This is a genomic window from Janthinobacterium sp. OK676 (assembly GCF_900103595.1).
Taxonomy (GTDB): domain Bacteria; phylum Pseudomonadota; class Gammaproteobacteria; order Burkholderiales; family Burkholderiaceae_D; genus Janthinobacterium.
In genome coordinates this window covers 267199-289041 of sequence record NZ_FNHA01000001.1, presented here as the reverse complement: position 1 = coordinate 289041, position 21843 = coordinate 267199, and the positions used below count along the sequence as shown (strand labels likewise).

Here is a 21843-nt window from a genome sequence, read left to right as displayed (position 1 = left end):
TAATAAACAAGCAGCTCGCCACCATGATCAAGCACATCGTTTTCTGGAAACTCAAAGACCACGCCGAAGGCGCCGACCGCGCCACGAATGCGTTGAAACTGAAAGCCTTGCTCGATTCCTGTTCCGGCCTCGTGCCCGGCATCCTGAAATTCGAAGCCGCCGTGGCCCAGTCGGGCCTGGAAGCGACCTACGACATCGTCCTGTACAGCGAATTCGTCAGCCGCGAAGCGCTCGACGCTTACCAGAACCATCCCGAGCACGTGAAAATCAAGCCGTTTTTTGGGGCGGTGCGGGAAGCACGGCAGTGTATGGATTATGAGATTTAATGATTGAGTGACCCCAAGCGAAGGGCTGGGGTCAGACCCTGAGGGTCTGACCCCGGTCTTTGCTCTGGGGTTTAGATTGTTCGTCAGAGAAGGAGCATTCATGACCACCTACCAACGCATCGTCCTCGCCTCGCGCCCCGCCTCTAATGAGGAAGTGCAGCCGGCACATTTTCGTCTGGAAACTCAAGAGATTCCCGCCATCACGGATGGCCAGTTGCTGGTGCGTAACCACTACCTGTCGCTCGACCCTTACATGCGCGGGCGCATGAGTGCCAATAAAAGCTATGCGGCGCCGCAGGCGCTTGATGAAACCATGATAGGTGGCACGGTGGGCGTGGTGCTCGAATCGAAGCATCCGAAGTTCGCCGTGGGCGACATGGTCGTGGGGACCCTGGGCTGGACGGAAGTGGCCGTGTCGGACGGCACGATGCTGCGCAAGGTCGATACGACGCACATCCCGGCTTCGGCCTACCTGGGTTCCGTCGGCATGCCAGGCATGACGGCCTGGTATGGCTTGAACCAGATCATGGCGCCGAAAACGGGTGAAACGGTGGTGGTGTCGGCCGCCAGCGGTGCCGTGGGCAGTGTCGTGGGCCAGCTGGCGAAATTGAAAGGCTGCCGTGTCGTCGGTATCGCGGGCGGGGCGGAAAAATGCCGCTATGTCGTCGAGGAACTGGGTTTCGACGCCTGTGTCGATTACAAGGCGGGCAATCTTGAGGCCGATTTGGCGGCGGCCACGCCGGACGGCATCGACGCCATCTTTGAAAACGTGGGCGGCGCCATTTTTGACGCGGCCCTGGCGCGCACCAACGCGTTTGGCCGCGTGGCCGTGTGCGGCTGGATCGCCGGCTACAACGGCGAACCGACGCCGCTCGACAATGCGCGCCTGATCCTCACCAACCGCCTGACCGTGCGCGGCTTCATCGTCTCGGAGCAGCCAGAATTCTGGCCGCAAGGCCTGGCGGAACTGGGCTCCCTGGTGGCGACGGGCAAGCTGAAATTCCGCGAATCCGTGGCCGAGGGCCTGGCCAGCGCGCCCGAGGCCTTCATCGGCCTGTTGAAAGGCCGTAACTTCGGCAAGCAGCTGGTCAAGCTCAGCTGATCTCTCTGCGGAAAGGCAGGTCGTGCGACAATAACGGCCTGTCTCTTTCTACATTACACCATGACCAAGCACACCATCCGCCTCGGCGACTGGGCCACCCTGGGCCCTGACGCCACCGCCATCCGTTTTGAAGTCTTCGTCGATGAACAGAAAGTGCCGGCCGAGATCGAACTCGACGACATGGACGCCGTCTGCCTGCACGCCGTTGCCTATGACAACGCCGGCAACGCCATCGGCACGGGCCGGCTATTGCCGGACGGCCACGTCGGCCGCATGGCCGTGCGCCAGCCGGGCCGCGGCACGGGCGTGGGCGGTGCCATCCTGCAATTGTTGATGGAGAAAGCCCGCGAGCGGGGCGACAAGGCGGTGGTCTTGAACGCGCAAACCGTGGCCGCGCCATTCTATGCGCGCCACGGTTTCGTGCAGCAGGGGAAACAATTTGAAGAGGTAGGGATTGCGCATGTGGAGATGCGGCTGGTGCTCTAGGGGGGTGCCGGATTACGGCCTGCGGCCTAATCCGACCTACGCCGACCTGTTACGTCTATGGTAGGTCGGGTTAGCGCAAAGCGCGTAACCCGACACACCACGTCACAATCAGTTCTGCGCGTGCGACTGGCGCCATTTGTCGAGGATCACGGCCAGCACGATCACGACGCCTTTCGCCACGTACTGCCAGAACGACGACAGTCCCAGGATCGTCAAGCCGTTGTTCATCACGCCGATGATCAGGGCGCCGATGACGGTGCCCCAGACGGAACCGACGCCGCCCATCAGGCTCGTGCCGCCCAGCACGACGGCCGCGATCGCATCAAGTTCATAGCCCGTGCCCCAGTTGCCGTTGGCCGCATACAGACGGCTGGCCGACATGGCGCCGCCCAAACCGGCGAACAGGCCGCTGATCGTGTAGACAAACATCAGCACGAGGCCGACCTTGATACCTGTCAGGCGGGCTGCCTGGATATTGCCGCCGACGGCGTAGATATGCAGGCCCAGGGTGGTCTTACGCAGGATGAACCAAGTCAGCAGCACGACGGCGGCGGCCAGCCAGATCAGCCAGGGCACGGCCAGGAAGCTGCCGTTACCCATCCATTCGAAGCTGGGGATTTCCGTGTTCAGCACACTGGTGCCGTCCGCCAGCAGGTAGGCCGCGCCGCGCAGGGCAGTCATGGTGCCCAGGGTCACGACGAAGGGGTTCAGGCCGACGAGGGCGACGAGCACGCCGTTCAGCGCGCCCAGCAGCAGGCCGACGATGAGGAAGGCGGGAATCGAGAAGCCGGCGAACTGCGCCGACAAGGACATCAGCATGCCTGCCACGGCCGAGACGGCCAGCACGGAGCCGACGGACAGGTCGATGCCGCTGGTCAGAATGACGAAGGTCATGCCGGACGCCAGCACGATATTGATCGACACCTGGCGGAAGATGTTCATGGTGTTGGTGCTGGTCATGAACGTGGACGTGCCGTCGGCCGAGAAGTACACGGTCAGGCCGTACATGGCCAGGTAGAGCACCACCAGCACGGGCAGCATGCCCAGGCGGCGCATCAGGTTCGAGGCATTGAAGGGTTCGCCGGCGCGCGCCGCGCCGCTGGTGGTACTCGTTGTCATGTTAATTCTCCTGAATAATTATGCTAATGCGTATTTTTATGCCGCTTCCAACTGGGTGGCGTAAGCAAGGATGTTTTCCTGCGTGATGTCGTCGCCCGTCACTTCGCCCGTCAGGCGTCCTTCGCACATCACCATCACGCGGTCGCAGATGCCGACCAGTTCGGCCAGTTCGCTGGAAATACACAGCACGGCCGTGCCCGCATCCGCCAGCTGGTGGATGATCTTGTAGATTTCGCTCTTCGCGCCCACGTCCACGCCCCGCGTCGGTTCGTCGAGGATGAGGACTTTCGGGGCGATGGCCAGCCAGCGCGCCAGCAAGACTTTCTGCTGGTTGCCGCCGGACAGTCCGCCGACGATGCCGTCCGGTCCCGACACTTTCACGTTGAGGTTGGCAATCGCCTCGCGCGTGAGCTGGGTCAGGGCGCCACGGTTGACGACGCCCGCCGTCGCATGCTTGGACAGAATATTCATCGACATGTTTTCCATGGCCGACAATTGCATGAACAGGCCCAGGCTCTTGCGGTCTTCGGGCAGGTAGCCGATGCCGTGGCGGATGGCCGCCAGCGGCCGATGGATGTGCACTTCCTGGCCGTCGAGCCACACTTGCCCCGTTTGCTTCTTGTCCGCGCCAAAGATCAGGCGCGCCAGTTCCGTGCGGCCCGCGCCGACGAGGCCGGCAAGACCCGTCACTTCGCCCGCATGCAGGGCGAATGAGGCAGGCTTGACCTTTCCGCCGCCCACGTTTTCCACGCGCAAGCGTTCGGCGCCGCGCGTGGTGCGCCGCTGGTGCGAATAAAAGTCGTCGGCGGGGCGGCCCACCATCATTTGCACGACTTTCTTTTGATCGAGTTCATCCTTGCCCAGCTCGCCCACATAGGCGCCGTCGCGCAGCACCGTGATGCGGCGCGCCAGGCGCTCCACCTCGGCCATGCGGTGGCTGATGTAGAGCACGGCCAGGCCCTTGTCGCGCTGTTCTTCGATGATGCGGAACAATTGTTCTGTTTCCCGGTCAGACAGGGCGGCAGTGGGCTCGTCCATGATCAGGATGCGGCTTTCGTGCACGAGGGCGCGGGCGATTTCCACCTGCTGCTGCTCGGCGATCGACAGGGTCGACACCATGGTGTCGGCGTCGAAGCGGGAACCGAGGTCGGCCAGGATGGCGTTCGTGCGCGCGCGCATTTCGCCGGCCTTGACGGTAAAGAACGGTCCCTTCGGCTCGCTGCCCATGAAGACGTTCTGCGCCACCGTCATGTTCTTGGCCACGCTCAATTCCTGGTAGATCAGGTTGATGCCCAGCGCGCGTGCCTCGCCCGGGTTGCGGATGCGGATGGGCTTGCCGTCGAGGATGATCTCGCCCGCGTCCGGCGTGTACACGCCCGAGAGGATTTTCATCAGGGTGCTCTTGCCGGCGCCGTTCTCGCCCATCACGGCATGGATTTCGCCGCTGCGCACCGTCAGGTGCACGCCGCGCAGCGCGCGCGTGGCGCCAAAGCGCTTCTCGATGCCGCGCATTTCAAAAATAATATTGTCGCTCATGACTGTCCTTCCTTGCTTTTGAAACTGTTGCCCGCCCTTGGGCCGGGGCCGGGGCGGGCAACACGTGGTTCAGGTCAGGCAGATCAGTTCTTTACCCAGCCCGTGTAGGTGGCCACGTTTTCCTTGGTGATGGCCGGGGTCGGCAACAGCACCATCGTTTGTTTCGGCGTGCGGCCGTTCATGATGTCGTAGCCCATCTGCACGGCGTCGGTCGCCATGCGGTACGGGTTTTGCGCCGAGGTGGCGGCAAACAGGCCCGCCTTGTTTTTCAGGGCGTTCTGGCCATCGGGCGCGCCATCGACGGCCGTGATCAGTTTGACGTCCGTGCGCTTCGATTGCTTGATCGCCAGTTCGGCGCCGATGCCCGTCGGGTCATTGATGGCGAACACGCCGTCGATCTTCGGATGGGCCGTCAGCAGGTTCGACATCACGGTCATGCCGCCGTCGCGGCTGCCGCCGGCGTTCTGGTTGTCGGACAGGATCTTGATATCCTTGAACGCGGCCAGGGTTTTCTTGCAGCCGTTGACGCGGTCGATCACGGACGTGACCGGCGGGCCGTTCAGGATCACGACATTGCCCTTGCCGCCGATCTGCTTGGCCAGGTAGGCGCACGAGACGTCGCCAGCCATGGTGTTGTCGGACATCACGGTGGCCGACGCGCCCACGGCGCCCACGTCGACGGCGATCACCACCACGCCAGCATTGCGCGCTTTCTTGATGGCCGGTGCGATGCCCTTGGAATCGACGGCGTTCAGGATGATGATGTCGGTTTTATTGGCAATAAAGTTCTCGATCTGGTCCACCTGGGTGTTCAGGTCATACTTGCTGGACACCGTGGTGACTTTCACGCCAGGACCGCCCAGTTTTTTCGCGCTTTCTTCCGCGCCGCGGCCGATGGCGACAAAAAACGGGTTGGCCAGGTCGCCCACGCTGACGCCGATCGATTTCAGCGGTTTGTCGGCGGCGAAAGCGCCGCAGGCGGCGGACAGCAGCAGGGAGGCGGTAATGACTTTTTTCATGAGGATCTCCAAGGGTTTTATTGTGAAAAACAAACGGTGCTACGGTGAAACTTATTGATTGCGTAATTTCTCGATCATGGCGTCCAGCTTGCCCGCATCGACGGCAAAGCCGCGGATGCCTTCGGCAAGTTTCTCTGTTGCCATCGCATCGTCGTTCAAGGCATAGCGGAAAGCGGCCTCGTCATACGTGACGGCCGGCTGCGCCGCGCCCAGGTCGGCGCCCAGGGCGCGCTCGAACGGGGCGTCAAGCGCTTCCAGCTTGGCCAGCAAGTCGGGGCTGATGGTCAGCAAGTCGCAGCCGGACAGGGCCGTGATCTGGCCCACGTTGCGGAAGCTGGCGCCCATCACTTGCGTGGCGATGCCATGTTGTTTGTAGTAATTGAAGATGCGCGTGACCGACTGTACACCCGGATCGTTGGACAGGCTGCGCGCCGCTTCATCCCATGCCGCGCCCATCGATTTCTTGTGCCAGTCGTAGATACGGCCCACGAATGGCGAAATCAGGCGCACTTTCGCGTCGGCGCAGGCGACGGCCTGGCAAAATGCGAACAGCAGGGTCAGGTTGCAAAAGATGCCGTCTTTTTCCAGCTCGCGCGCCGCCTGGATGCCTTCCCAGGTGGCGGCGACCTTGATCAGCACGCGCTCGCGTTCGATGCCGGCTTCTTCGTACAGGGCGATCAGGCGGCGTCCGCGGGCGACGGTGGCGTCGCGGTCAAAGCTCAAACGGGCATCGACTTCCGTCGATACACGGCCCGGCACGACCTTCAAAATTTCCAGGCCGAAGCGCACCAGCACCTGGTCGACGATGTCATCCAGCGACGCATGCTTGTGGGCGGCGACCGTGCTTTCCAGCAATGGCGCGTAATCGGGCTGCAGCACGGCTTTCAAAATCAGCGACGGATTGGTGGTGGCGTCCTGCGGCGCGAAGCGCGCCAGTTGCAGGAAGTCGCCCGTGTCGGCGACGACGGTGCTGTGTTGCTTCAGTTGTTGCAATTGATTCATTGCTGCTTATCCTTTGCTGAGTTGGTGCAAGGCTTGCACGGCGGGAAACAGGCTACGGTAGCGACCGTAACGGACGCTCAATGCTGCGCCGTGCGCGGCATCGGGCAGGAAAGTGTTTTTGATGGGCAAGCTGGTGGCCAGCAGCTGGCGCTGGCCGAGGGCGGCAAAGCCCAGCTTGGCCGCGCCCAGGCTGGCCGACAGCTCGCTGTTGTGCAAGGTGCGCATTTCGCGGCCCAGCACATTGGCCAGCAATTGCGCCCAGTACTGGCTGCGCGCGCCGCCGCCCACCAGCATGCAGTGGGGAACGACGGCGCCCGTCGACGTGACGGCCGCCATGGCGTCGCGCAAGGCAAAGGCCACGCCTTCGAGCACGGCGTAGCCGAGCTGCCCCGGCGTGCTGTCGTGGCCCAGTTGCAGGAAGGCGCCGCGCACTTGCGGGTCATTGTGCGGCGTGCGCTCGCCCGACAGATAGGGCAGGAACAGGGGGGCGGACGGCGCGATGGGGGCGTCGAGCGGCAGGGCGCTTTCCACCAGCGCCAGCAGGGCTGCCTCGTCTGGCTGGCCCAGCACGCCCGTGGCCCAGCGCAAACAGCTGGCGCCCGACAGGATCGCGCCCATCGCATACCAGCGGCCGGGCAGGGCGTGGCAAAAGCTGTGTACGCCGCCGGCCGGGTTGCCCAAAGGCTGTTCCGTGACGGAAACGATGGCGGCGCTGGTGCCCAGCGAAATGAAACTGTCGCCGCCGTTGACGGCGCCGATGCCCACGGCCGAGACGGGGTTGTCGCCGCCGCCGGCCGCCACCACCACGTCCGCCGGCAAGCCCAGCTTGTCTGCGACGGCGGCCAGCACCATGCCCGTGGCGGCATCGCCTTCGGCCAAGGCCGGCATCTGTTCCGGCGCCAGGCCGCAGGCGGCCAGCATGGGGGCGAACCAGGCACGCTTGGCCTCGTCCAGCCACAGGGTGCCGGCCGCGTCGGACATGTCGGTGACCTTGTTGCCAGTCAATTGCAGGCGCAGGTAATCCTTGGGCGACAGCAGGCAGGCGATGGCATTGAAAGCGTCAGGCTCGTGCGTTTGCAGCCACAGCAGTTTCGGCGCCGTCAATCCCGCCATGGGCAGGCTGCCCGTCACGTCCGCATACGCGGGATAGTCGCGCGCCAGGGCAGCCGCTTCGGCTTCGGCGCGCGCATCGTTCCACAGGATGGCGGGACGGATCACGTTGTCGTTGCTGTCGAGCAGTACGGCGCCATGCATCTGGCCCGACAGGCCGATGCAGGCGATCTGCGCATATTCCTGTGGCCAGCCGGCGCGCAGCTGGGCCAGAGCGTTGACGCAGGCGGCCCACCAGTCCTGCGGCGCTTGTTCGGACCAGCCCGGCTGCGGGCGGCTGGTGTCGACGCGTACGGACGCCTGGCCGCGCACGGTGCCCGCGCTGTCCATCAGCACGGTTTTCAGTTCGGAGGTACCGAGGTCGATACCGAGGGAAATGGCTGGATGCATGTTGATGTACTGTAAAAGGTCAGGGGCAGCCGCAGGAATTGCGCACGCGCAGGGTCGGCGACAAGCGCTGCACGTGCTGGGCGCGGCCCGGATTGGCGATGCGGTCGATCAAGAGGTCGACGGCCATGGCGCCCAACTCTTCAAGCGGCTGCGCCATCACGGTCAAACGGGGGCTGAAGTAATCGGCCCAGTCGAAATCATCGAAGCCGGCCAGGGACACGTCTTGTGGCACCGCAATGTGCGCATCGCGCAAGGCGTGCATGGTGCCGATGGTCATCAGGTTATTGCCGGCCACGATGGCCGTGGGACGCTGTCCGGCGGGCAGGGCCAGCAATTCGCGCGTGGCCGTGCCGCTGCGCTCGAGGTTGGAGTCGCCCGAGCGCAGCAGCTCGGGATCGAAAACGATATTGGCGCGCTGCAAGGCCAGGCGGTAGCCTGCGATACGCTCGTCCGTCGTGGACAGGCCGGGCGCGCCCGCGATGAAGCCGATGCGGCGGTGGCCGTGGACGGTGATCAAATGGCTGACCAGCTCGGCCGTCGCTTCGATGTTTTCCACGCCCACCTGGTCGAAGGCCTGCGGCGACATGCGGTCGACCAGCACGGAAGCGATCTTGTTACTGGTCAAATAGTCGAGCGTGCGGTGGTGCGGATCGCCGGACGGTGCCAGCACGATGCCGTCGACGCGGCGCTGGTGCAAGTTCTGCACCACTTTCAATTCCTGTTCGGGATCGTCGTGCGTATCGGAAAACAGCATCATCAGGCCATGGCGCGTGCAAGCGGCCTCGATGGCGCGCACGGTTTCGCTGAAGTAATGATTGGTGAAGGCGGAAATGGCCACGCCGATGGTGCCCGACGAAGAGCCGGCCAGGGCGCGCGCCAGCATGTTCGGCACGTAGCCGATCTGCTGCATGGCCGCATTGACGGCGGCGACGGTTTTCGGGCTGACCTTGCGGGTGCCGTTGAGTACATGCGAAACGGTCGACAGCGATACGTCCGCCGCCCGCGCTACATCTTCCATGGTGGCCATGGTGTCTCCTGATGGTTTTTTTATTATTGTGTGCTGCGATTGGATGCGGCTGTGTCGCCGCGTTTGAATCTATCGTAAACAAAAGAAAGCGCTTGCGCAAGCGCTTTCTTTTTTGTGCGAGCGGATGTGGCGTGGGTTTTGGATGAAGCGAGGCGAAGCTTGCGTAGGTCGGATTAGCGCGCCGCAGGGGCGCGTAATCCGACATCGGGGACGGCGGTGATGCCGGTTGAGTGTTGTGGTGTTGTCGGCTTACGCGCTTGCGCGCTAACCCGACCTACCCGACCTACTGTATCACCAGCTCATGCAATTCGCCGGGAGAATCCTGGAATAGTTTCACGACGGTGGACGTGCGCGTGCCGTAGCCCGGCGTTTCGATGCAGACGGCGGACAGCACGCGCTCGAGGTCGAGCGGCACGCCCGTGTCCGGCAAGCGGAAGTCGGGTGCGCGCGTGGTATCGGCCAGCATGTCGAAATACGCTTCGTCGGGCGCGCCCTGGCACAGCAGGCTGGCGAACTGGGCCTTGGTCTTCAAGACCTTCGGCCACGGCGCGTCGAGCAGGGCGTTCGACAGGCCGTAGATGCCGGGCTCCAATGGCTGGCCGTTGCGCGCATCGCCATCGCCCCGGTTGGAAAACCAGATCAGGGTGTCCGCATCACCGAGCACCAGATTGAAACCGTTGTAGGCTTTGCAGCCGGGGCGGATTTGCGCGATGTAGTCTTGCGGCGACATGTTGCCAGCCAAATAGTCGGCCACCAGGGCGCCGCGCGAGGGAGCGTCCGGGTTGCGGTCTTGCGGGCTGCGGATATTCGTGATGGCGGCAAAGCGCGAGCTGCCGCCGCCGGACTGGGTGATGCCCATCCAGCTGCCGCCGGCCTGCAGGTCGCGGCCCGCATACACTTGCGGGTGCTCGGGCCAGGCGCCGGCGGGGGCGCTGGCGCGTTCATAGAATTCATCGCGGTTGGCGGCGGCAATCAGCGGGATGTGCGGATTGACTTTCCAGGCAAAAACGATCAGGCACATGGGGGCAAATCCATGAACACTTCCGTATGGCGCGCGTCCGCCGTCAGGGACAGCAAGCCCGCTTCATCGGATGCGTCGGCCAGCAGCTCCGTAAAACCTTCGCCGACGACGGGGTAGATTTCCATCCACGTCTGCAAGCCATCCTTGCTGTCAGGACGGCGCTTCAGTTGCGGCGCCACGCCGGACGCGGCCGCCAGTTTCGCCTGCATGGCGCGGACCCGGGCTTCCAGCGCCTGGGCGTGCTCTTCTTTTACCTGATAGTAAACGTACAGATCTTTCATGGCATTCTCACAAGTCGAGTGCGTCGAGCACGTAAGGCATGGGCAGGAACTGCACGGCAGCGCCCTGGGCCGAGCCGTAGCGCACGGCGCCGGCGGCGCTTGAACCTTCTTCGATTGCCCCCAGCTTCATTTCAACGAGGGCGTCGATGCCGCCCACGCCGTTCGGTGCGGCGTTGACGACCATGCCGCAAGGCTGGTCGGGATCGCTGACGGCGAACAGTTCGCCGCCGGCCACCACCGAGGGATCGGCAATGCTGACGAGGGTGGTGCGGCGTTTGAGCTTGCCCAAGTACTGGCTGCGCGCGACGATTTCCTGGCCCGGGTAGCAGCCTTTCTTGAAATTGACGCCGCCCAGCAGCTCGAAGTTGACCATCTGCGGCACGAACTGCTCTTGCGTGGCGGCCGTGATCAGCGGGATGCCCGCGTGGATTTCCGACAATTGCCAGGCGTCATTGCCGCCCTGGGCGAGAGTTTCGGCCAACTGCGGCCACACGTTCTGCGCCGTGGCGGCCGACGTCAGCCATTGATAGCGGGCGCTGCCGAAGGCATCGGCCACGCGCAGCAGGGTACCCAGCGCGTGGTCCACCTTGCTGAACGGCGTGGCGGGCAGCGCCGGGAACCAGGCGGACAGGGCCGCGCTGGCTTGCTTGCCGCCGAGGCCCAGGATAACTTGATTGGGTTCATCGGCAGAGGCATCGTGCAGCTTGGCCTTGGCGCGCAGCACGAACATTTGCAGCCGCTTCTGAATCGCCGGCTGTATGGCGCGCGGCAATTGCAGATAAATGGTGGTGGCGTTGCGCCACATCAGGAAACTGGCCAGCAGGCGCCCCTTCGGCGTGCAGTAGCCGGCCAGGCGCACTTGCTCCTGGTTCAGGTGCTCCACGTCGTTGGTCAGCTGGCCGTGCAGGAAACTGGCTGCATCGTCGCCGGTCAAGCCGATCAAGCCCTGGTCCGTGATGGCCGCGACAAAACCTTCTTGCAGCTGGGGCACTGTCAGGGACAGGCCGAAATCATGGATAGGGGCGGCGGCGATGGCGGCGGTGCCGTCAGGCGCGCCATCGGTGGCGGCGGGACGGGCGCCTTGTGCGGTTAAAAATTGATTCCAGTTATTCATAATTTCCATTAGATCAGCGATTAAGCATTATCATTACGGGTTCATTATAGTGATGTCGCGCAAATTGCGTCGGCAGCGGCGAGATTGCCAGTGTTGGCGCCGCTTTGCGCGCACTTGATTCACAAATGAACGATCATAACAAGCGTGCGTTGCCCGCCAACGAGCGCATCACAAGAATCGGAACAATGGCTTTCTTTAAAAAACTTGTAGTCAGTTCAGTCATCGCCGCCATCGGCGTGGGCGGCACTTTTGTGTACTGGGCGCAGCAGCCCATCACGACGGAAGGCGAAGCGATTCCGTTTACGATCAGCCCGGGCAGCGGCGCGCATGCGGCCGGCCAGCAGATCGCGGACGCGGGCGTGCCCATCGTGCCCATCCTGTTCAACATGCTGGCGCGCATCGAAGGCAAGACCTCGAAGATCAAGGCCGGCTCCTACGAGCTGAAACCGGGCACGACCCCGCAGCGCCTGATCACCCAGCTGGCGCGCGGCGAGTTCGCGCAAGAGTCGCTGACCATCATCGAAGGCTGGACGTTCAAGCAGATGCGCCTGGCGATGGCGAATCACCCGGGCCTCAAGCACGATACCGTGGGCCTGTCCGACAAGGAACTGATGGCGAAGATCAGTCCGGAATACGTGCTGCCGGAAGGCCTGTTCTTCCCGGACACGTATCTGTTCGCCAAGGGCGCCAGCGAAATGCAGATTTTCAAGCAGGCGCACGCGGCCATGATCGGCCGCCTGTCCGAAGCGTGGGACAAGCGCGATCCGGCCTTGCCATATAAAAATCCGTACGAGGCGCTGATCATGGCTTCCATTGTGGAAAAGGAAACGGGACAAAAGTCCGAGCGCGCCATGATCGCCGGCGTCTTCGTCAACCGCCTGAAGACGGGCATGCTGCTGCAGACGGACCCCACCGTGATCTATGGCATGGGCGACAATTACCAGGGCAAGATCCGCAAACGCGACCTGGAAGCGGACACCCCGTACAATACCTACACGCGCGGCGGCCTGCCGCCCACGCCGATCGCCCTGGCCGGCGCGCAATCGCTGACGGCGGCGCTGGCGCCGGCCCGCACGCAGGCGCTGTATTTTGTGGCGCGCGGCGACGGCACCAGCCAGTTCTCGGCCAACTTGCCCGACCATAACCGCGCCGTGAACCAGTATCAGCGTTAACCCATCATCAGAGAACAAGAAGTTTCATGACTCAACACTATCAACCGCGTTTCATCACCTTTGAAGGCATCGATGGCGCGTTATATGTGCTTGCTCAGTGATGTAAACTTGTTGCGCTTATCTGTGTTTGTGCTACAGTGGAAACCTTGATACGGGTTGAACACTGGAGATCGAATATGCCTGGATGCATGATTGTCTGTGATGGAGGGAACGGTGCGGGGAAGAGCACTGTGCTGAAGGCAATCGAGGTTCACCTGAAAGATTTGGGGTTGGACCCTGTTATGACCCGCGAGCCAGGTGGAACGCCTATCGGAGAACGCATTCGCGACATTCTCCTTGATCGCGGCGCGGCAGAAATGTGCGATGTCACTGAGCTGATGCTGTTCGGGGCCGCGCGCGCTCAGCACCTTCAGCAGAAGATTCTTCCAGCAATCGGTGCCGGTAAAATTGTTGTGTCGGACAGATTCAACTCAGCGACCGTTAGCTTTCAACACTATGCGCGTGGAATTTCATTCGATGTTATTTCTCAGTTGAATGAAATCGCAATCGGTGACTTTAAACCCAACATTACCATTATCCTCGACCTCGATCCCGCTATCGGATTAGATCGGGTTGCGTCTCGTGGCAGCGAACTAGATCGCCTGGAAAAAGAGAAAATCGATTTCCTTGAGAAGGCCAGACACGGTTATCTGGAACAAGCGAAGCTTGACCCAGGTCATTTCGTTGTTATCGATGCATCTCAGTCTCTCGATGTTGTGGTTCAAGAAGCGATCGCAATAGTGGATCGCACCCTTAAGAATAGGAACAACTAGTCGTGCCTGATTAACTGCGCGTTTCCTTCGAGGTCTGGCTATGTCGTTTCGAACCGTAGTAGCGGCTGTAAGCAAAGTTCAGTGCAGCGATGGGAAAATCGTACCGTGTAATTATTTACAGCACCCACGGTTTTCTCTAACGTGTGGCTTTTGTGCTGGGCTGCATTATGTGTTTGTGCGCTATGGAAGCGATGTATCTTTCGCGCGAGTCTATTCATTGCGTACGGCAATCAATCTACTATTGAATTTTATCGTTGATTTTGAGATACGCAATCCCAAACCATTGCATTTGACGGAACTGTCGCAATTTGGAGTCGAGCTATTTCGTGGTTTTGATTTTTTTATCAAAAAAAATGGTGGACCGCTAGACTCCGCCTCGCGGCTCAAAACTGCTATCAAGATGGTGGGGCAGAGGCATGATGAGGGAATGCCTTTGCTGACATTACCTGTTTTAGATCAACCGCGATCAGTTCCAAACGAACCACTAACCGAGTCGTGCTTTAATGAGCTAGAGACTTCTCTTCGTACGCATATAGTCAAACTATATGAGAAGCTTGAATTCAGAAAAGTTGTTGAGGCCGCAACGCCTTACACCATCGAGGAGGTGAATGCTATTGCATCCATCCAAAAATGGATTCCGAATTTCGAGAGATGCTTACGTACTCTTTCTTTGCACGGTCATCCGTTTTCGGTGAGTATATCAGAAGCGATCGATGCACCGAAGAGAGATTTTAAAATAGATGTTCTCGCTGCAATCTACGGCGCATTTCGAGTATCGCCAAGAGATTACGGCATTGAGCGCCCTTTTTTTGATGAGCTTCTATCGAAATATTACCCATCTGCGATGGATCAAACGGCAATCTGCCTGTTTCTAATGCTCCAAACTGGGTGGAATAAAGAGACCGTTATAGCGATCGATGGTGAAAACTTCAAGCATATACTGACCGGTGCTTTTGACACAAATACTGTCCTTATTGTCTCCGAAAAAAATAAGTCTCAAGGGAATGGTAAGCCATTTTCAGCGCCTAAGACTTTCTTTGCACCTAGCAACAAGGCAGATAAATTTTCAGCTTACTCTCTCGTTAAATTAGCCAAGTCACTGTCATTGCCGTTATCTGGGTTGCCGCTGGAATGTGATGCCAAGCAACATCGTGACAATTTCAATCCGCTATTCATCTGTATCCGTGGCTATCGCACCATGTTCGTCAACGACAAGGGCGTTCGTTCGGGCAGATTCCTTTCCATCGGTAGCAAGTATCCATGGGAAAGCGGTATTGCTGATTTTCTCAAGCGATATCCGATATTTGAGAACGGCAAGCGCCTCGAAACTGCCGGCGAGTTGACAGATCGTTTGCGACCGACATGGATACGTTTCCATCGCGATAAGCTTGATAAGCCATTGAGCTTAGTCGCGCTGCAACAAGGACATGCGTCAATTGAGACGACGGATGTGCACTACGATAATTCTGGGGTCGCACGTCAAGGTCGTAGAGAACGGTTGCGCGAGGAACTTGAAATCGTTGTACAAGCGTTACGTGAGCGCCGTTTCAAAGGGATGCTTGGCAGGAGGTCTGACGCTTCGATAGATATGTCGACTTGGCGCATATTTACAATCCCGGGACACGAGCGCGCATTATGGGGTTGCTCCGATTCTTTGAGGCCCGACTGGCCTGGCGCCGCCCATCGTGTTCCCGAGGGGCAGCGATGCACCGAGATCTCACAATGTCTTTTTTGTAGCCGTGTTGGCATATTTGAAGATTCACTCCCGTATCTGATGAGCCGGGAATCACGTATTCAAGTTGAACTAACAGACTATCAAGAGCCAGAGCTTGATGCGCCACTTCAAGATGAATTGAAGATTATTGAGTATATCCTTGAAGTCTGGGGTGACGAGCGAGCTTTAAAACTTGCCGCGCGATATCTTCGTGCACACCCCAATCTTCTGCCGGCCAGTATGCGGGAGCTTTCTACTCTAGTGGAGGATTGACCATGATAGATATCGGCAAGACAAAAGAGTCGCAGGATTCTGATCGCCTTTGGATCGATGAGCTTGAGCAAGAAACTAATGATGCTGCGCAATTCGAGTTTGAAAGTATGCAGGAGTTGTTAGATGTTGGATCACATCCAATATCTCCGCTCTTGGCTCGCATAAACTCGTCACCTACACTAGATTTTCCGGTAAGCGACTATTCTATTTATCTTCAAAATCGCTGGATACTTTCTAGTCCTGATAACTCGACCGAAATTTCGGTGCTCTTCAATAATAAAGTAGAAGGGGGAGATGAACTTGCGAAGATGTTGACTTTCTTTTTGCTTCCACAATTTCATCCGCTGGGAACAATCAGGAGTTATGTTTCGACAAAAACTTACGCCTGGGCATATAGTTTGCTGGAGGCGCATCTTTTTATCCCCAATTGTCTTGAAGTTACGACTGAGAGTATCTCGTTGATAACTGGGAGAATGCTCAATGAGGCTCTCGACCGTGCCAAAAATATCGGGAATGCTCGTCAATATTTTCTACTATTTTTTATAATTATGTTTTGGCACATGTTGTCGGCCAACGGCCTGATTCCAAAAAGCCATGTACTTTCTGTGTCTGCGAGATTGATCGACACCTCAGATCGAAAAAAAGATATTCAAAATTGCATTGCTAGATACTATAAAGGGTGGAAGTCGCTTTCTGAACAAGAGCTGGCTAGAGTAATCAATCACTCATTTTTTTGGACCGAGACTGTTATGCCACAGTTGCTGGAAATGAGTGCTGTGTTTGATGGTTCTGCCCGACTGCAGGAAAAAAATAAGGAATATCGTTGGGAATGGCTGCACAAGTTGTTTGATCGGAATGATGTTGGTAAGGGGTGGGCATACTCTTATAAGTTAGCTTTAGATAAGATTAAGGATGCTCTGCTGGTATTAGTCGGTTTGGTTATGGGCCTCAGGAAGAGTGAATTATCAGAGTTAAAATTTGAAAATTTAATTTCTGGATCAGATGGAACTTATTCTCTTTTGGTAACTCGTTTTAAGACGAGTTTAGATCCCAATTTTTCGGGGGAAACAGAAGCTCTACCGATTCCAGTCTTTTTAGCTATTGCTATTCAAGACTTCGAAAGCCTCAGAAAATTCGATGGGAACTATGGACGTGGTTACATATTCGAGCAAATGGCGAATTCTAGGCGAACTACTTTTTTAGACCGATCTGTGGGGAAGGCGCTTGCCAAGCTGGGCCGCGAGCTAGGTATCGAGAGTCTCCATCCTCATCGCCTTCGCAAAACGATTGCTGAAATTTTAATCAATCGCTCGGAGCGAAATATTGATTTAATCCGCATGCTTTTCGGTCATCGGAGTTATAAGATGACGTTAAGATATATTGCTAGAAATCCGTATTTGGTACAATCAATCGCAACTACGATGGAAGTACACTATGCAGAAGATTTTGTTGATATCATTAATTCTGTGCGAGATGGTCATTACTCCGGAAGTGTTGGCGATCGTATCACTGCGCTAGCTTTAGCGAGACCTGAGCTATTCACAGGACAATTGCTAAGAATGACTGTTTTTAATTATATCTCCTATTTGCTAGCCGCTGGCGAACCTGTTTATATAAAAAGAACTGCAGTTGGTCAATATTGTTTGAGTATGGAAAATTATACTGAAAAGGATTTGCCGCCGTGTCTTGCTAATAAGGTAGAAGGTAATGATTTCACTTTGCCCGATCCAAGTAATTGTAGCCTGGAATGTAAAAATCTACTTGTACTTGAAGGTGCTATAAAATCACTTGAGCAAAATATTATTTTTTACTCAAATTTATTGAATGATGTTGAGAAAAAATTATCTCGAAATATGTTGATGTCGAAAATTGAGGTGAATGCGCGTCATTTAAAAAATCTGAATTCTAATTCAAAAATTTTAGCTATCGCCTCGGATATGGGGGTTGTAGCATAATGAGTCAAAGTGCAACGCGGGAACGTATTATTCAAGTCATCGTTCAGCATTATTCGACGGGTGGAAAAAGAAAGCTTAGGGTCGAAGATGCAGCATTATTAGCCGGAATTTCTCGGCAAGCCTTAAGTAGGAATTATCATGAACTAATAGTTTATATACAAGGAAAAAGTCCATTCACGGATTTGCTGCGTTCAGACACAGAAAATCTTGTTGATCTTTTGGCGGCAAGCCAGTATAGAGTAATCGACCTAGAAAAAACTCTGGAAAATTTGAAGAATTCGCAGCACGAATCATTTGAAAAAATGAAAGCGAGTTACATAACCAGTTTAATGAATTCTGATATTTCATTGAGAAACAGTCAGGAGGTCAGAAGTACACTTGAGAAACAAAGCTTGCACAATGAGAAATTAATAAAAGATATTCATCGACTGCAGATTGAACTCACGGCGGAGAAGAGCAGGAAGCTTTCCCAAGGAAGCGAAGTTTCCAAAACTATTTGGATGGAACCCGATTTGGAATCGGTGTTTAAAATCTTTTTTTCTTCAGGTGATCAAGAATTATTCGAGGAAAAGAAAGATTTTGAAATCGAACGTCTTGCTGAAAAATTGTCGAAGGTTTGTACCGCCTCAGCGTGTAATGTGACTCTTTTTATTGATCGTTATTTAATGAATTTTGAAAATATCATGAGTTTTGTACCTATTACAAAGTCGGGTATTTCAGTCGCTGTGAGATTGCCATTATTTAATCCGTTGGAAATTAAGATGTTCGCAAAGAAGATTTCTAAAGCAGTGGCAATATCGATTATTGTACCGGTATGCGAGGTCGATTCCATAATTAAAGCCCAGAGGAAATTCCGCTTTAGATCCACTCCTGAAATTGAGTTTTTGGCTGCTGATATGATGAGTTATCCGAAAATTAGTGATGGATATTCTTCGGTTACTTTTTATAGAGTCAATCAAGGAGATTGATTATGATCGAATTTCAGCGTGAGGTTTTTGATTACAATAGTCAAGAGACCGGACGGAATATGCGCCATCATATTTTGACTGCTCATACAAGAACAAATATAATTTTACTTAGTTATCCAAATTTGTTTTTACATGATCATGCGACCTCTTCTATAGAAACTTCTAACCGCTATTCTTCGGTTTTACTAATGTTTTATCGATATTTATCTATTTCTGAAAAATTTAAAAATATTGATGTAAGTAATTATCATGCGATTGTTGATAATAGAGATATAAAGCGATGGCAAGTTCAGAGGCAGATTGAACGAGTTCGCAGCCAAAATGCAAGTCCGACCTCCAACACAATTTTTGAGGATGCGAAGTTATTGTTGGTTTTTTTTAATTGGATAAATAAATCAGGTTATATAACTTGCGTTAAAATTAATATTAAAAGCTGGGCTGCAAATTTTAAAAGCGAAAAAATGTTAAATTATGTTCGCCAGAAATCTGGGCTGCGGATTGATTCTAAAAATATAGAAGTCCTTGATAAGGAGAAAAGGCAACAATCTAGAAAATCCCTTATAACAGATGCTGAAATAAAAGCTTTAATATTGTCTTTTAATGATCCGGTTTATTCAGTGATGTTTAAGTTGGCGCTTGGCACAGCTATGCGGCCTATGGATTTATGTAAATTCCCCTATATCGGGAATGGACCAAATCAGCACATTCTACCGTACTCGGAAATGAGGAGCGAGGGGGCAGTAGTTTCTTATCTTGTCACTGAAAGTAAAGGCAAAAAAGATAGAGAAATAAAAATAAACCGTGCTGATCTAAAGGTTTTGGAAGATCAATATATTCGACCATTTTATAATGAGCGTGCACGGAAATATGAAAAGAAGTATGGGAGGAATTGTCCTCCTTCTATACTATTTTTGACCGTGCACGGTGAGCCGGTGACATCGAATAAAGTATCTTCGCGAACTGGTGCAGCAAAGGAAAGGGCGATCCGGAACTTTCCAGAATTTCGGCGATCCATCACTTTTTACGATGCTCGGCATTGGTGGCCAACAATGTATATTTTGAAATTTTTCGGAGATAAATTGCTCACTCAATCTGCCGACGCCTTATACCTCGCCGCTGGAGAAATCTTGGTGAAGCAAATGGGGCACGAGGATTTGTCGACCACATATAAATACTATGTTGACATGGCCAGGCTTCTCATGTTGGCACATGACGGACACGTGCATGAGTTAGTTACAGACCCCGATCAGACGGTAGAGGAGTTCGTCGAAAAAATGGGCGCGCATTAGCCCATAGCTTCTGTGTCGCAAATTCTTGGGTATTAGCCGGATAACGACGAGCTCTAATGGATACACTGCCACTCTCCCGAGGTCGCTCTGTTGCGTGATGTAGTGATTCGAGCGCTGGCAGTTTCGTAAAACCAGTCTCAAACCTCGTTACATTGTGTGACGATTGGCGGGGCAATATTCCGTAAAATCAAGAGGTGATAACAAGCGTGCAAGAGCTGTGCAGTTCTGGCCTGATACTTCTATGAAGATGCAAATACATGTGGACTGACATTGAGACAAAAACGGATTTGCTTAATTTTCGGGTGGTCGCAGATACGGCCGCGCAGCTGATTAGAGACGCGGGCGGTCAACCTCTCTCTATTGGTGTCTCGGGAAACTGGGGCGTCGGCAAGTCTTCCCTCGTAAAGATGATTGGCGAGTCTTTGAAAACGCCCCTTGAGCAGCAGCACAAGTATGTTTTTTTGGAGTTCAACGCTTGGTTATATCAAGGATATGACGACGCCCGCATGGCCCTGTTGCAAGCCGTTTCCGACAAATTGTCGGATGAGGCGAAGCAAAACGATACTATCCTCGGGAAGATAAGGAAGTTCGCTAAGCGGATAAAGTGGCTCCGGGTTGGCACTTTGGTTGCGCCGGCTGCGGCGGGGGCGTTCATGGGCGGTACCGTCGCGGGCCCAGTGGGGGCTGTTATCGGGGCGGTTGGCGGACTATTCCAAAGCGGCGGAATGCCAGATGCCGAGGCGTTAGGTAAAGTCAAAGAGGCGTATGTGGAGTTGCAGCCAGATCTGAAAGAGCTAATTGCGGAAAAAGAGCATAGCTCTCTCCCACAGGAAATCGAAGCTCTCCGGAAAGCATTTGCTGAAATTCTATCCGATCTGCAGGTCACTTTGGTCGTACTCGTTGACGACTTGGACCGGTGCCTGCCCAACACCGCTATTTCCACTCTGGAGGCTATGAGGCTGCTGCTATTCGTCCCGCGCACAGCTTTCATTATTGCGGCCGACGAGCAAATGATTAGAGGTGCCGTTCGTTCTCACTTTGGCGCTGCAGATATCGGTGATGAACTAGTTACCAGTTACTTTGATAAGCTTATACAGATTCCATTACGAGTGCCGCGTTTGGGGGTCAACGAAGTTAAAGCGTACGTCATTCTCTTGCTAGCTGAGCTTGCAGAAAGGCGAGGGCGGATTACTTTGCAGGAGCGGGCGCAGGCGCAGGCGGCTATTCTTGACGCAGTACGTAAATCTTGGTCAGGGGCGCTGACCCGCCAGTTTCTGCACAGTGTGTTCGCATCGTTCTCTGATGTGCTTTCGATGGAGGTCGATATGGCCGATCAGTTGTCGGGAATTCTAACGACAGCTGAGCAAATTTCCGGTAATCCTCGGCTCATCAAACGTTTCCTGAATAGCTTACTTATCCGAGAGTCCATCGCGAAAGCTCAAGGTATGTCTATCGGTTTTGAAGAGCTAGTTAAATTGCAGTTATTTGAGCGCTGCGCATCCCCTGGTGCTTTTGACTATCTCGTCAAGTGCGTTAACGAAAGTGAGGGCGGTAAACTTCCGATGCTTGGCGCGATCGAATCCGCGCTTAGCAAAGAAGAAGAAATCAAATTGCCTGACAAGATATGGGACACACCGTTCATCATCGACTGGCTTAAGCTTTCGCCGCCATTGGCGGCGGTTGACTTACGTCCACTTCTGCATTTGAGTCGCGATAGAAAAATGACCCTCGCGAACTTTGATGAGCTGTCTATCAACGGAAGAAAAATGCTCGACGCCTTGCTAGAGGCAGATCGACTGATGACTCCTTTAGTCACCCAACTCCAATCGTTAGGTGAAACAGAATCGGAGGCTATCCTAGCCCGATTAATGCGGCGGGCACGTTCTGATCAATGGACGCTTGCGTCGCTGGTCCGCTGTTTAAACGTTCTATCAGCGCACCCCCCATTAGCACCTCGTTTTATCGCGTTGCTCACTGAAATGCCCGCCAATATGCGTCAGGCCGCTCTGGTGCCGCAGTTGCGTAAATTTAGTTGGGCAAAGCAACTGCTAGCTGACTGGGCGTCTGATTCTGACTCTCCAAGCCCATTAAGAAAAGCTCTATCAGCGCTCGCGGAGAAAAAATAAT

Annotated in this window: 19 protein-coding genes; 10 read left to right on the top strand and 9 right to left on the bottom strand. The window is 55.5% G+C overall.

What is annotated here, in order from left to right; all coding sequences use genetic code 11:
- Window positions 1–23: 23 nt before the first annotated feature.
- The 3 genes from BLU39_RS01350 to BLU39_RS01340 all read left to right on the top strand — a co-directional run bounded on the left by BLU39_RS01350 (window position 24) and on the right by BLU39_RS01340 (window position 1914).
- Window positions 24–326, top strand: coding sequence for a Dabb family protein (locus BLU39_RS01350; protein ID WP_092708612.1), 303 nt, complete (start codon window positions 24–26; stop codon window positions 324–326).
- Window positions 327–426: 100 nt separating this feature from the next.
- A complete protein-coding gene (locus BLU39_RS01345; RefSeq protein WP_092708609.1) occupies window positions 427–1428 on the top strand; it encodes an NADP-dependent oxidoreductase in 1002 nt (333 codons plus the stop codon).
- Between the two features lie 60 nt (window positions 1429–1488).
- Window positions 1489–1914 (top strand): GNAT family N-acetyltransferase, encoded by a 426-nt coding sequence (locus BLU39_RS01340; protein ID WP_092708606.1) that lies wholly within the window; start codon window positions 1489–1491, stop codon window positions 1912–1914.
- A 108-nt stretch (window positions 1915–2022) separates the two neighbouring features.
- Here the strand turns inward: BLU39_RS01340 and BLU39_RS01335 are convergent, their stop codons facing one another.
- The 9 genes from BLU39_RS01335 to BLU39_RS01295 form a co-directional block, all read right to left on the bottom strand.
- On the bottom strand, window positions 2023–3033 hold the full coding sequence (locus tag BLU39_RS01335) for an ABC transporter permease subunit (protein ID WP_092708602.1): 1011 nt from the start codon (window positions 3031–3033) through the stop codon (window positions 2023–2025).
- 36 nt (window positions 3034–3069) lie between these two features.
- A complete protein-coding gene (locus tag BLU39_RS01330) occupies window positions 3070–4569 on the bottom strand; it encodes a sugar ABC transporter ATP-binding protein (RefSeq protein WP_092708599.1) in 1500 nt (499 codons plus the stop codon).
- Between the two features lie 83 nt (window positions 4570–4652).
- Entirely contained in the window at window positions 4653–5588 is a 936-nt protein-coding gene (locus BLU39_RS01325; protein WP_077404737.1) for an ABC transporter substrate-binding protein, read from the bottom strand.
- 51 nt (window positions 5589–5639) lie between these two features.
- On the bottom strand, window positions 5640–6590 hold the full coding sequence (tal, locus tag BLU39_RS01320; RefSeq protein WP_092708596.1) for a transaldolase: 951 nt from the start codon (window positions 6588–6590) through the stop codon (window positions 5640–5642).
- 6 nt (window positions 6591–6596) lie between these two features.
- Window positions 6597–8090 carry a xylulokinase gene (gene xylB, locus BLU39_RS01315; RefSeq protein ID WP_092708593.1) on the bottom strand — a complete coding sequence of 498 codons (1494 nt, stop codon included), beginning with the start codon at window positions 8088–8090 and terminating at the stop codon, window positions 6597–6599.
- A 19-nt stretch (window positions 8091–8109) separates the two neighbouring features.
- Complete coding sequence (locus BLU39_RS01310; protein WP_092708590.1) at window positions 8110–9117, bottom strand: LacI family DNA-binding transcriptional regulator; 1008 nt, start codon at window positions 9115–9117, stop codon at window positions 8110–8112.
- A 283-nt stretch (window positions 9118–9400) separates the two neighbouring features.
- Window positions 9401–10138, bottom strand: coding sequence for an NRDE family protein (locus BLU39_RS01305; RefSeq protein WP_092708586.1), 738 nt, complete (start codon window positions 10136–10138; stop codon window positions 9401–9403).
- A complete protein-coding gene (locus tag BLU39_RS01300; RefSeq protein WP_092708583.1) occupies window positions 10129–10419 on the bottom strand; it encodes a DUF4936 family protein in 291 nt (96 codons plus the stop codon). The genes BLU39_RS01305 and BLU39_RS01300 overlap by 10 nt, the downstream gene beginning before the upstream one ends.
- A 7-nt stretch (window positions 10420–10426) precedes the next feature.
- Entirely contained in the window at window positions 10427–11542 is a 1116-nt protein-coding gene (locus BLU39_RS01295) for a CAF17-like 4Fe-4S cluster assembly/insertion protein YgfZ (RefSeq protein ID WP_092708580.1), read from the bottom strand.
- Between the two features lie 176 nt (window positions 11543–11718).
- On the opposite strand from BLU39_RS01295, the gene mltG reads away from it, so the two are divergent.
- From mltG to BLU39_RS01265, 7 genes are all read left to right on the top strand, one after another.
- Complete coding sequence (gene mltG / locus BLU39_RS01290; RefSeq protein ID WP_092708577.1) at window positions 11719–12705, top strand: endolytic transglycosylase MltG; 987 nt, start codon at window positions 11719–11721, stop codon at window positions 12703–12705.
- A gap of 176 nt (window positions 12706–12881) precedes the next feature.
- On the top strand, window positions 12882–13517 hold the full coding sequence (tmk, locus tag BLU39_RS01285) for a dTMP kinase (RefSeq protein ID WP_092708574.1): 636 nt from the start codon (window positions 12882–12884) through the stop codon (window positions 13515–13517).
- 241 nt (window positions 13518–13758) lie between these two features.
- The gene (locus tag BLU39_RS28055; RefSeq protein ID WP_139178107.1) at window positions 13759–15504 is read left to right on the top strand and encodes a hypothetical protein; all 1746 of its coding nucleotides are present in this window, start codon (window positions 13759–13761) and stop codon (window positions 15502–15504) included.
- Between the two features lie 2 nt (window positions 15505–15506).
- Entirely contained in the window at window positions 15507–17459 is a 1953-nt protein-coding gene (locus tag BLU39_RS01280; protein ID WP_092708571.1) for a tyrosine-type recombinase/integrase, read from the top strand.
- Window positions 17459–18427, top strand: coding sequence for a hypothetical protein (locus BLU39_RS01275; protein ID WP_139178105.1), 969 nt, complete (start codon window positions 17459–17461; stop codon window positions 18425–18427). Before BLU39_RS01280 ends, BLU39_RS01275 begins: the two co-directional genes overlap by 1 nt.
- Window positions 18428–18429: 2 nt before the next feature.
- Complete coding sequence (locus BLU39_RS01270; RefSeq protein WP_092708559.1) at window positions 18430–19716, top strand: site-specific integrase; 1287 nt, start codon at window positions 18430–18432, stop codon at window positions 19714–19716.
- Window positions 19717–19973: 257 nt separating this feature from the next.
- Window positions 19974–21842 carry a KAP family P-loop NTPase fold protein gene (locus BLU39_RS01265; RefSeq protein WP_092708556.1) on the top strand — a complete coding sequence of 623 codons (1869 nt, stop codon included), beginning with the start codon at window positions 19974–19976 and terminating at the stop codon, window positions 21840–21842.
- Window position 21843: the final 1 nt, after the last annotated feature.

Bases quoted from the DNA above. Each gene is read 5' to 3' on its own strand.
- BLU39_RS01350 (WP_092708612.1), top strand. From the start codon at position 24: ATGATCAAGCACATCGTTTTCTGGAAACTCAAAGACCACGCCGAAGGC.
- BLU39_RS01345 (WP_092708609.1), top strand. From the start codon at position 427: ATGACCACCTACCAACGCATCGTCCTCGCCTCGCGCCCCGCCTCTAAT.
- BLU39_RS01340 (WP_092708606.1), top strand. From the start codon at position 1,489: ATGACCAAGCACACCATCCGCCTCGGCGACTGGGCCACCCTGGGCCCT.
- BLU39_RS01335 (WP_092708602.1), bottom strand. From the start codon at position 3,033: ATGACAACGAGTACCACCAGCGGCGCGGCGCGCGCCGGCGAACCCTTC.
- BLU39_RS01330 (WP_092708599.1), bottom strand. From the start codon at position 4,569: ATGAGCGACAATATTATTTTTGAAATGCGCGGCATCGAGAAGCGCTTT.
- BLU39_RS01325 (WP_077404737.1), bottom strand. From the start codon at position 5,588: ATGAAAAAAGTCATTACCGCCTCCCTGCTGCTGTCCGCCGCCTGCGGC.
- tal (WP_092708596.1), bottom strand. From the start codon at position 6,590: ATGAATCAATTGCAACAACTGAAGCAACACAGCACCGTCGTCGCCGAC.
- xylB (WP_092708593.1), bottom strand. From the start codon at position 8,090: ATGCATCCAGCCATTTCCCTCGGTATCGACCTCGGTACCTCCGAACTG.
- BLU39_RS01310 (WP_092708590.1), bottom strand. From the start codon at position 9,117: ATGGCCACCATGGAAGATGTAGCGCGGGCGGCGGACGTATCGCTGTCG.
- BLU39_RS01305 (WP_092708586.1), bottom strand. From the start codon at position 10,138: ATGTGCCTGATCGTTTTTGCCTGGAAAGTCAATCCGCACATCCCGCTG.
- BLU39_RS01300 (WP_092708583.1), bottom strand. From the start codon at position 10,419: ATGAAAGATCTGTACGTTTACTATCAGGTAAAAGAAGAGCACGCCCAG.
- BLU39_RS01295 (WP_092708580.1), bottom strand. From the start codon at position 11,542: ATGGAAATTATGAATAACTGGAATCAATTTTTAACCGCACAAGGCGCC.
- mltG (WP_092708577.1), top strand. From the start codon at position 11,719: ATGGCTTTCTTTAAAAAACTTGTAGTCAGTTCAGTCATCGCCGCCATC.
- tmk (WP_092708574.1), top strand. From the start codon at position 12,882: ATGCCTGGATGCATGATTGTCTGTGATGGAGGGAACGGTGCGGGGAAG.
- BLU39_RS01280 (WP_092708571.1), top strand. From the start codon at position 15,507: ATGATAGATATCGGCAAGACAAAAGAGTCGCAGGATTCTGATCGCCTT.
- BLU39_RS01275 (WP_139178105.1), top strand. From the start codon at position 17,459: ATGAGTCAAAGTGCAACGCGGGAACGTATTATTCAAGTCATCGTTCAG.
- BLU39_RS01270 (WP_092708559.1), top strand. From the start codon at position 18,430: ATGATCGAATTTCAGCGTGAGGTTTTTGATTACAATAGTCAAGAGACC.
- BLU39_RS01265 (WP_092708556.1), top strand. From the start codon at position 19,974: ATGTGGACTGACATTGAGACAAAAACGGATTTGCTTAATTTTCGGGTG.